The organism is Bacteroidales bacterium (assembly GCA_031275285.1).
GTDB lineage: Bacteria > Bacteroidota > Bacteroidia > Bacteroidales > UBA4181 > JAIRLS01.
Genome location: JAISOY010000198.1, coordinates 1 through 9,852, shown reverse-complemented (window position 1 = coordinate 9,852; position 9,852 = coordinate 1). Strand labels below are relative to the sequence as shown.

10 protein-coding genes are annotated in these 9,852 nt (G+C 43.2%); 1 reads left to right on the top strand and 9 read right to left on the bottom strand.

Features of this window, described 5'->3' with window-relative positions; all coding sequences use genetic code 11:
* Positions 1–707 (top strand): glycosyltransferase family 2 protein (locus LBQ60_19350; GenBank protein MDR2040085.1); only part of this gene is annotated, 707 nt, incomplete at its 5' end.
* Here LBQ60_19350 and trpA read toward each other — a convergent pair.
* The 9 genes from trpA to LBQ60_19305 all read right to left on the bottom strand — a co-directional run bounded on the left by trpA (position 700) and on the right by LBQ60_19305 (position 9,829).
* Positions 700–1,470 carry a tryptophan synthase subunit alpha gene (gene trpA / locus LBQ60_19345; protein MDR2040084.1) on the bottom strand — a complete coding sequence of 257 codons (771 nt, stop codon included), beginning with the start codon at positions 1,468–1,470 and terminating at the stop codon, positions 700–702. The genes LBQ60_19350 and trpA overlap by 8 nt on opposite strands.
* A complete protein-coding gene (locus LBQ60_19340) occupies positions 1,467–2,096 on the bottom strand; it encodes a phosphoribosylanthranilate isomerase (protein ID MDR2040083.1) in 630 nt (209 codons plus the stop codon). Before LBQ60_19340 ends, trpA begins: the two co-directional genes overlap by 4 nt.
* On the bottom strand, positions 2,093–2,881 hold the full coding sequence (gene trpC / locus LBQ60_19335; GenBank protein ID MDR2040082.1) for an indole-3-glycerol phosphate synthase TrpC: 789 nt from the start codon (positions 2,879–2,881) through the stop codon (positions 2,093–2,095). The genes LBQ60_19340 and trpC overlap by 4 nt, the downstream gene beginning before the upstream one ends.
* Entirely contained in the window at positions 2,881–3,876 is a 996-nt protein-coding gene (trpD, locus tag LBQ60_19330; protein ID MDR2040081.1) for an anthranilate phosphoribosyltransferase, read from the bottom strand. The genes trpC and trpD overlap by 1 nt, the downstream gene beginning before the upstream one ends.
* A gap of 10 nt (positions 3,877–3,886) precedes the next feature.
* A complete protein-coding gene (locus LBQ60_19325) occupies positions 3,887–4,453 on the bottom strand; it encodes an aminodeoxychorismate/anthranilate synthase component II (protein MDR2040080.1) in 567 nt (188 codons plus the stop codon).
* 12 nt (positions 4,454–4,465) lie between these two features.
* The gene (locus LBQ60_19320) at positions 4,466–5,863 is read right to left on the bottom strand and encodes a chorismate-binding protein (GenBank protein ID MDR2040079.1); all 1,398 of its coding nucleotides are present in this window, start codon (positions 5,861–5,863) and stop codon (positions 4,466–4,468) included.
* Entirely contained in the window at positions 5,860–7,053 is a 1,194-nt protein-coding gene (gene trpB, locus LBQ60_19315; GenBank protein MDR2040078.1) for a tryptophan synthase subunit beta, read from the bottom strand. Before trpB ends, LBQ60_19320 begins: the two co-directional genes overlap by 4 nt.
* A 611-nt stretch (positions 7,054–7,664) precedes the next feature.
* Positions 7,665–8,864, bottom strand: a complete 1,200-nt coding sequence (locus LBQ60_19310; protein ID MDR2040077.1) for a Gfo/Idh/MocA family oxidoreductase — start codon at positions 8,862–8,864, stop codon at positions 7,665–7,667.
* A 77-nt stretch (positions 8,865–8,941) separates the two neighbouring features.
* The gene (locus LBQ60_19305) at positions 8,942–9,829 is read right to left on the bottom strand and encodes a YitT family protein (protein ID MDR2040076.1); all 888 of its coding nucleotides are present in this window, start codon (positions 9,827–9,829) and stop codon (positions 8,942–8,944) included.
* Between the last annotated feature and the right edge of the window lie 23 nt (positions 9,830–9,852).

Here is a 9,852-nt window from a genome sequence, read left to right as displayed (position 1 = left end):
CCGGATCCATACTTTATGAGCTACACCTGAGATATTTGAATCAAGCCATGAGATACACCGGATTTCCATACGCCTATCATACGGTTGGTTCTTCCTTTGCCGTCCGGGCATCTGCTTATGTGAAACAAGGAGGCATGAATAAACGAAAAGCCGGCGAAGATTTCCATTTCCTACATAAGATCATCCCACTGGGAGATTATGTGGAGATCAATACTACAAGGGTCATCCCGTCTCCACGAATTTCTGATCGCGTACCTTTCGGAACAGGTGCAAGTATGCGCCGCTGGATGAACGATGGTGAACAGGCATTATACACCTACCCCATCGAACCATTCAGGGATCTGAAAGAATTATTCTCACTTATTCCCGAATTTTACCGGTCGGATATCAATAATATGGCATCGATCGGTGCATCCCTTCCTGATCCATTAATGGATTTCCTGAAACAAAATAATTACGTCTACCATATCGATATAGCCAAACAAAATAGCGCGTCCCTTGAAACATTCACTAAACGTTTTTTCGGATGGTTCGGCGGACTACAGATCGTAAAGTATCTTAATTACAGCTGTCTGGGTCATTACGAAAAACAACCTGCAGATAAAGCGGCCTTATCCCTGCTTCTATTATCCGGACACAAAAATCTGCCTGTTCATCCCAGGGATCTATTATTCGCATACAGGAAACTGGAACGTAAAATCACCTGATAATCCTGACCAGCTTCTCCACTGCATCATGGATAGAGGGACTTTCGCCGACAAGACGAATAAACGTACTTCCAATGATGGCACCTGCTGCATATTTAGTTGCCGCTTCGAAAGTGTCTTTATTGGATATTCCGAATCCTATCATACGGGGATTTTTCAATTTCAGGGAATTTACCTGTTCGAAATACGCCATCGTTTTTGCATCGAAGCCACTCTTTGCTCCCGTTGTTGAAGCAGTTGAAACCATATAAATGAAGCCGGAGGTATGTTCATCGATCATCCGGATACGTTCGGTGGAAGTTTCGGGGGTTATGAGCATGATACAATGCAGGCCATATTTACGGATAACAGGTTTAAAATCCTTCAGGTAGTCGGTAAACGGGAGATCGGGAATGATCATACCATCAATACCTGTCTCAGCACAGCTATGGCAAAAATGTTCGATCCCGAATTGCAAGATCGGATTCAGATATCCCATCATAATAAGTGGAATATCTACCTTTTGCCGAATACCTGTCAACTGGGAGAATAAACTCTTTAAAGTCATCCCATTGTTCAGTGCTACCGTGCCACTGTGCTGTATCACCGGACCATCAGCCATAGGGTCTGAAAACGGTATTCCGATTTCTATCATATCGACTCCGTGGGAAGCCAGTTCTACAATGGTGGTCACGGTATCGTTATAATCCGGATATCCTGCGGTAAAATAAACCGACAAAATATTGTTTTTTTTCTCTGCGAAAAGTTGATCAATTCTATTCATTTCGTTATTTTTTTAATTGTTTCCATAAATTTCCTGATTAGTTCGGGATTTTTCACTCCCGGGGCCGTTTCAAAACGGCTGTTTATATCGACTCCTATGCAACGTTCGTCAATAATCTGATGAAGTGAAACCGCATCTTCAACCGATAAACCCCCACTTAATAAATACGTCGTCTTTCCGGAATACATCGATAAAAACCGATGATCGAATTTAAGTCCCGATCCACCGTAACCGGAAGTTTTTGTATCGAAAAGATAATGATCGCATGTGCCTTCGTAATTGTTGGTCTTGCTCAGGTCATCTGCATTTTCGATCCCAAAGGCTTTGATTACTTTATACCTGTTCCTTAATTTTACACAGAAATCAGGCGGTTCTATTCCGTGAAGCTGGATACAATCAAGTTTGTACTTCACCGCTGTTTCTTCGATCTGTTCTTCCGGTTCATTTACAAAAACACCCACACGTTTTGTTTTTGGGGACAATGTTGAATCCAGCGCTAACGGGTGAAGATCCTCTACAAAACGCGGTGAGCCCACATAAAAAATAAAGCCCATAAAATCAGGCACTAACCGTGCTATTTCCGTAATATTCCGGATCTCACGCATTCCACATACTTTAACTTTCATGTTTCCAAATCTTTTATGAATGATCCAAGCGCTTTTCCCGGATCAGGCTGTTTCATGAAATTTTCACCCATCAGGAATCCCCGAAAGCCATGATCACGCAAGTCTGATACTGTTTCCGGAGAAGATATTCCACTTTCTGAGATCCGAACGACATCCGTAGGTAAAAGACCTGCCATTTTCCGGGACACATCGGTATCAGTGATAAATGTGGCCAGATTACGGTTGTTGATACCGATAACATTGACATCCGGATTGATATGACCGAGTTCCGATTCATCATGTAATTCAAGCAAAACCTCCAACCCAAGAGATGCTGCAAATCCGGCAAGATCGGCACACTGAAAAGGGGTTAACGCTGCTGCGATAAGCAGAATGACATCTGCTCCGGCAATACGTGCTTCACATACCTGATAAGGATCAATAATGAAATCCTTGCGTAGCAAAGGTATTCCGGTTATCTTCCGCGCTTCTGCCAGATCGTACAATGACCCGGAAAAATAATACTTATCCGTCAGCACGGATATTGCTGTTGCTCCGTTTTCAGAATAACCTTTAATGATCTTACCCGGATCTGCGTCTTTTTTAATAAAACCTTTTGAAGGCGATTTACGCTTGAATTCGGCTATAACCCCAGTTCGGGAAGAATTCAACGCTTCGGAAAAGGAAACCACACTACGAGTGACCAAACATGCTTCATGCTGTATGTCATTAAAAGTCCGGATGGATTTTGCCGTATCTATCTCTGCCTTTTTGGTTTTTAATATATGATCGAGTATATTCATCATTAAGAATTTATTTCGACAAATTTTTTAAATGCCTGCAATGCCTTTTGACTCTCAATTGACTCATACGCCTGTTTTATTGCATCTTCTAAAGACAAAGACGGATCAATCGTACGTATAGCAAATGCCGCATTGGCAACTACTGCATTTTTCTGAGGAGTGGTGGCTCTATCTGAGAGAACACGGTCGAATATGCCCGATGCTTCTTCCACTGTTTCACCACCATAAAGATCTTTTTCTTTTGCCCGCACAAATCCAAAATGTTCAGGGGAATAAATCGTCTCTTCAGCATTTGAAAACACTTTGAAATCGGAGGTCAATGATATTTCATCATATCCGTCAAGGGAATTGACGATCGTAAAGTTTATACCCGTCTGCTGATAAAGATAGTAATAAAGTCGGGCGAGCTTTAAATTATATACACCGAGCATTTGCCGACGGGGTAATGTAGGATTGACAAGTGGCCCCAGCATGTTAAAGAATGTCCTTACGCCCAGGTCGCGGCGTACCGGGGCAACAATTTTAAGGGCCGGATTGAAAAACTGCGCATGCAGGTAAGCAATATTACATGCATCCAGCGAACGACGCATCACATCCACATCCTGTGTGAATTTTACCCCATGCTGTTCAATTACATTAGATGCCCCGCTCACAGAGGTCGATCCGTAATTTCCATGTTTTATCACATGATAACCAGCTCCGGCAACTGTAAAACAAGCTGCCGTGGAAATATTGAACGTATTCTTGTTGTCTCCGCCCGTACCGACAATATCTATCGCATTGTATTCCGACAAGTCAACCGGAACACGCATTTCGAGCAATGCATCACGGAAACCGGACAATTCATCGATCGTAATGCTGCGCATCAGATAAACCGTGATAAAAGCAGCTATCTGACTTTCATTATATTCGCCGTGAACCATACGGATGAGTACCTCGCGCGATTCGTTGCGGTCCAGGTTCTGGTGTTCGAAAAGCCTGTATAATAATTTCTTCATGATCGTCTTTTTATGATTTTAACCAGTTACACATCATCTTTTTCCCTTCCGGAGTAAGCACCGATTCGGGATGGAATTGTACTCCGCGTACATCATACTCTTTATGGCTGATAGCCATGATCTGGCCTTCACTGTCCATCGCGGTAATACAAAGTTCTTCCGGAAAATTCTCTTCGCTGACTATCCATGAGTGATACCGTCCCGCCTTGAAATGACCTTCAAGTCCCAAAAACAGGACATCCTCTTCTTTGATGACCACAGAACTTTCCACACCGTGGTATACTACGGAAAGGTTTTCCAATCCGGCACCGAATGCCTCACCTATGGCCTGTTCACCCAGACAGATCCCCAGAATACTCTTGGTAGGAGCATATTTCCGTATCAGGTCGAGCATGATCCCGGCTTCGGAGGGAATTCCCGGACCGGGAGAAAGGATGATTTTATCATAACGATCCACTTCTTCCAATGAAATCCGGTCATTCCGGATCACATCCACATCCGTATATCCCAGGTCATTCACCATATGTACCAGATTATAAGTGAATGAATCGTAATTATCCAAAACTAATATTTTCATAAAATTTTATTTTTAAAATTTGTTGGCCATATCCACGGCACGGTTTAACGCACCGAGTTTATTGTTTACTTCCTGCAACTCCTTTTCAGGATCAGATTTGGCAACAATGCCTGCTCCAGCCTGAAAATACAGGGTATTATTACGACTGACAAAAGTCCGTATAGTAATGGCCTGATTCAGGTTACCGTCAAAACCAATATGCCCGATACATCCTCCATAAATACTGCGTTGGTGTTTTTCAATATCGTTTATCAGTTGCATGGCCCGTACTTTCGGCGCTCCTGAAAGCGTCCCGGCAGGAAATGTATCGGCAAATACCTTTATTCTATTGGCATCCGGCGTTATTTCACCACATACGCGTGATACCATGTGTATCACATGGGAATAAAATTGGATATCCTTGTAATACTTAACATTGACGTTTCTTACATTCCGGCTCAGGTCATTACGTGCCAGATCGACCAACATGACATGTTCCGCATTTTCTTTCGGGTCTTCCAATAGTTTACGAGCCAGATCCCTGTCTTCTTCATCATCCCCGGTACGTAAAAAAGTCCCTGCAATCGGGTCGATTGTTGCAATGCGACCATTGATCTTAAGGTGGGTCTCCGGTGAAGAACCGAAAATACGGTATGAACCGAAATCGAAATAGAACAGGTATGGTGACGGGTTTATCGAGCGCAGTGCACGGTACACCTTAAAATCATCCCCTGAAAAAGATTGTTTAAAGCGTCGTGAAAGCACAATTTGAAAAACGTCTCCCCGCATACAATGCTTGATCCCCTGGTTGACCATTTCTTTGTACTCGTCATCTGTAACCGAAGAAGATACAGCTCCGCAGGCCTGAAAATCATAAGTGGGAAAATTCCGGCTGTCGATCACAGAAATGATCTCTTCCATTTTGCTGGGATCATTTCCGGTAATGTTCTCGGTGATGGTCATTTCATTGCGTAAGTGATTCACAGCTATCACAAAACGATATAAAAGATAGGTCATTTCGGGAATTCCCGCCATTTCCCTATCATTTTCCCTGATGGTTACCTCTTCGAAATACTTCACCGCATCATAGGCAGTGTATCCGAAAAAACCATTTTCCCCGTCGGTATCGCCTGTTACGCTAAAGCTGTATATGAAATCATTCAGTAATTCTGTTAATGAATTAACTCCTTCGATCGTTTTAATTATGATATTACCATCGGGGTACTCCATGGTCGCTTTTGCATCCTGCACAGAAAAACAGGCAATCGGTTCAACACCGATATAAGAAAAACTATTATCAGAAGCATGATAATCAGAACTTTCAAGGAGTACCGACTGGGGGTACATATCCCTGACTTTCAGATAAATTCCTACAGGTGTTTGCAGGTCAGCCAATAGATGGCACCTTTTTGCTGTGATCCTGGTTTTCATAAAATTTCCATTTTTGTAAATCGTTCAACGTAGGTATCCATATCTTTGTCGCCACGTCCGGAAAGTGTAAGCACAACAACATCTTCCGGACGGAATTTTTTTTGTCCGAACACACCCAGTGCATGAGCCGACTCCAGTGCAGGAATGATCCCTTCAAGACGGGTCAGTTCCAATGCCGCAGCAAGCGCTTCTTCATCGGTTACCGCCAATACTTCGGAACGTCCTGAAACCGATAAGTTGGCATGTACCGGACCGATCCCAGGATAATCCAATCCTGCCGAAACAGAATAGGGCTCTGTGATCTGCCCGTCTTCCGTCTGCATGACTAACGTGCGGCTTCCATGTATGATCCCCTCTCTACCCAGATGGATTGTTGCTGCTGATTCCCCGGTATCAATCCCCAGTCCGGCCGCTTCGGCAGCAATCAATTTTACACGTTCGTCATTCAGGTAATGATAAAATGTTCCAGCAGCATTGCTTCCGCCTCCTACACATGCAATCAGGTAATCAGGATAGTCGCGGCCTTCATGTTCCAGTAACTGTTTCTTTATTTCCCCACTGATGACGGATTGAAACCGCGCTACCATATCCGGATAAGGATGAGGCCCTACAACTGATCCAATAATGTAGTGCGTATCGGAAGGATGACAACACCAGTCACGGATGGCTTTGTTGGTCGAGTCTTTGAGTGTTTTATTTCCGCTGGTGACAGGACGTACTTCCGCCCCAAGCATTTTCATCTTATGCACATTAAGCTGTTGACGGGCAATATCCGTTTCACCCATATAGACGATACAGTTCATCCCGGTCAAAGCACAGACCGTAGCTGTGGCTACACCATGCTGTCCGGCTCCCGTTTCGGCAATAATACGCGTTTTACCCATCCGGCGGGCCAACAGTATTTGCCCAATGGTATTGTTGATCTTATGGGCACCCGTATGGTTAAGGTCTTCGCGTTTGAGATAAATACGGGATCTATATTTCTCAGATAAGCGCCCGGCAAAGTAAAGAGGAGAAGGTCTGCCCACATAGTCCCTCATGAGTTGATTAAATTCCCTGCGGAAACCCGATTCCTCCATGATATTCAGATAATCTGCCTTTAGCTGTTCCACATTGGAATGGAGAATTTCCGGGATATATGCACCACCGAACGCTCCATAAAAACCATCTTTATTGATATTGTAATCCATATTATTTTTTGATTTGAGATTGGACAAAACGAAAAAAGGGCCGTCGTGAATCCGACGGCCCTTTTGTATTAGGTTATATATCTTACATACAAATATACGGCATTAGCTATTCACGACTCGAAAAAGTTGCGAACGCCACCACCAGAAATTATTTGTAAGTACGATATTCATTTCTTTTTTCTTCTATTCGTTGCAAATATATCACATTATTTTTAAAATAATCAAAAATAAGTACCCAGTGCTATTTATTATTTACTTAAGTCGCTTTGATCAAGTCGATTACTCCTATTAAATATGATATTAATTGTTGTGGATTATTTATTAATTTGAATCAGGGGTTGAAATGAATGTTGGATTTTATCGGATATCCCAAAGGGATTGAATATAAAATATAAATAACCACGGGTTACACCCGTGGCTGAAAGATCACCTTCCTTTGTGTCCCGAAACCCGAAGGGTTCACTGAAAATAACAGGGTAAAGGGTAAATATGGTATTCGCCCCCTTCGGGGGACGCCGTAACATATTGTCCATTTTTTCCATGGGTTATACCCACGGTTATTCACATTGAGGTCTTTTAGACCTCCTTTATTCAACCCTTGATTCGCATTATTATCCGATAACCGGTATTTTTAATAATTCGCCTTTTTTTAACGCAGACTCATGGGCAATGATTCCGGGAACAGTATACGCCAATGCCTCCCGGATATTTACCTCCGGTTCTCTTTCATTGACCAATGAATCGATAAATTCATGGGTAATAAAGCAATGTGAATTATCATGTCCGCTCCCGTGCCGCATCGGCAGGGGTAACATTTCCGTTTCCCACCATTTTACCCTCGGGTAAGGAGTCATTTTTGTTTCTGCGACTGCGAATCCCCCGTGATCAACCCCCATTTTTGAAGTACTGGTTACCTGATGGTCTCCGGTTCCTTTGTAACCGGAATAATAACTCATTTTATCTCCGTGCCATTCTCCGCGTTCCGTCCCTATCAGCGCACCCCTCCAACAAACTTCACCTAAAAAAGTATTCCCCCGGTCGGTTTTAAAAAATGCGGTTTCATTCCAGAAAGGGTTATTGTACCGGTTCTTCTTTAGAATCGGGCTATCATCACCCCAGCCGTTACAACTGACAGTAACCAGTCTTTCTCCCGTAACGGCAACAAGGTGGGATGTTACATGCGTAGGATACAACATCGGAGGTAACCCGTGTCGCCAGGTCGTTTCTCCTTTATCGGTAAAATAGAGTTCCTCAAGTCCCGGATGGTAATATTGAGCCGCACTACTGAATATATTGCCGAATGCTCCTTCCTGATACATTTTCTTCGCGGAGATCACGATCTGGAAGTATGTACTCGTTTCCGCCATCATATAAGTCAACCCTGTCCGTTTCACCGTTTTGAAAAGGTTATAGGCCTCTTTCATATTCATTACCGCAGGTACGGCACTGAGTACATGTTTTCCCGCATTAAGCGTTTGTATCGCATGTGCCGCATGATCCGGAGCAGGAGTAAACAGGGCCACAGCCTCGATTCTCGGATCACGAAGCAGTTCTTCCAACGAATCATACGACTTATTGCATTGATAAGTACGCATCAAGGCTTGTCTGCGTTCAGGAATTAAATCGCTGACAGCTTCCACATGACAGTTCGGATGTTCATTAAAATAAAAACCAAGTCCAAAATTTCCTCCGACCACACCCAAACGTATTTTCTGGTCCGAAACAGGTAATCCTGCAAAAGCAAACCGGGAGGACAAGTAAGTAACACCTGCTGTTGCGCTAACGGTTTTCACGAAATTACGACGATCCATTTTTGTATAATGAATAAGATGAATAGTTATTAAACAACAAAAAACACAAACTGTTCGTATTTTACAAACAAAGCCGGTTATGAGTCGGAAGCTTCTTTCAACGGACGAAAACCATCTCCCAAAACATCGTGTGCGTCCAGTACGGAGACAAAAGCATCAGGGTCTATATCCTTGATATAGCTCAGTAATATCGGCAATTCCCTGCGGCTAACAGTCGTATAAATCAGTTTTTTTTCTTTCCCTTCATACATTCCTTCTCCCTTGATATAAGTTCCGCCCCGGTCCATTTTAAAGAGTATTTTTTCCCGGATCTCATCATGCTTCTCGGATATGATGATCACCACCTTATTTACAGACAGACCTTCCACCACAGTATCGATCACTTTCCCGGTGATAAATATCACCAACCAGGAATACAAGGGTATTTTCCAGTCCTGAAAAGCGATCAGGCCGATCAATACGATGGACGAATCTACGTAGATCAATGATTGCCCTAATGGGAAACGGGTATATTTACTCAGGATCATGGCTATAATATCGGTCCCTCCGGAAGTGGCTTTAGCCCTGAATACCAAACCCAGGCCAAACCCCATCAATACTCCACCGAAAATAGAAGAAAGCAGTACGTCATCTCCTACTAAAGGACGATCGCCCCAGAAACGACCCAATAAATCTACAAATACGGCTGTTAATATAATCCCGACAAAGGTTTTGATCCCGAAACGTTTACCCAGCACTTTGATCCCGATCAGCAAAAGCGGAATATCCATGCTGAGGGATACGGCTCCGATAGGAGTGCCCAACAGGTGATGGATCACAATAGATATACCATAGACACCACCCGGCACCAGTTTGTGCGGAGCTATAAAGAACACCATCCCTGAAGCCAGCGTGAAAGTGCCTAAAAGAATCAGGATATAGTTCTTGAACCAGGACTTTGAAAATAGTTTATCTTTATAGACCACGTAATTACAAATGAATTTAAAAG

Excerpts from the sequence above, each read along its gene's own strand:
- trpC (MDR2040082.1), bottom strand. The coding sequence starts at position 2,881 with ATGATGAATATACTCGATCATATATTAAAAACCAAAAAGGCAGAGATA.
- LBQ60_19325 (MDR2040080.1), bottom strand. The coding sequence starts at position 4,453 with ATGAAAATATTAGTTTTGGATAATTACGATTCATTCACTTATAATCTG.
- trpA (MDR2040084.1), bottom strand. The coding sequence starts at position 1,470 with ATGAATAGAATTGATCAACTTTTCGCAGAGAAAAAAAACAATATTTTG.
- trpB (MDR2040078.1), bottom strand. The coding sequence starts at position 7,053 with ATGGATTACAATATCAATAAAGATGGTTTTTATGGAGCGTTCGGTGGT.
- trpD (MDR2040081.1), bottom strand. The coding sequence starts at position 3,876 with ATGAAGAAATTATTATACAGGCTTTTCGAACACCAGAACCTGGACCGC.
- LBQ60_19340 (MDR2040083.1), bottom strand. The coding sequence starts at position 2,096 with ATGAAAGTTAAAGTATGTGGAATGCGTGAGATCCGGAATATTACGGAA.
- LBQ60_19310 (MDR2040077.1), bottom strand. The coding sequence starts at position 8,864 with ATGGATCGTCGTAATTTCGTGAAAACCGTTAGCGCAACAGCAGGTGTT.
- LBQ60_19320 (MDR2040079.1), bottom strand. The coding sequence starts at position 5,863 with ATGAAAACCAGGATCACAGCAAAAAGGTGCCATCTATTGGCTGACCTG.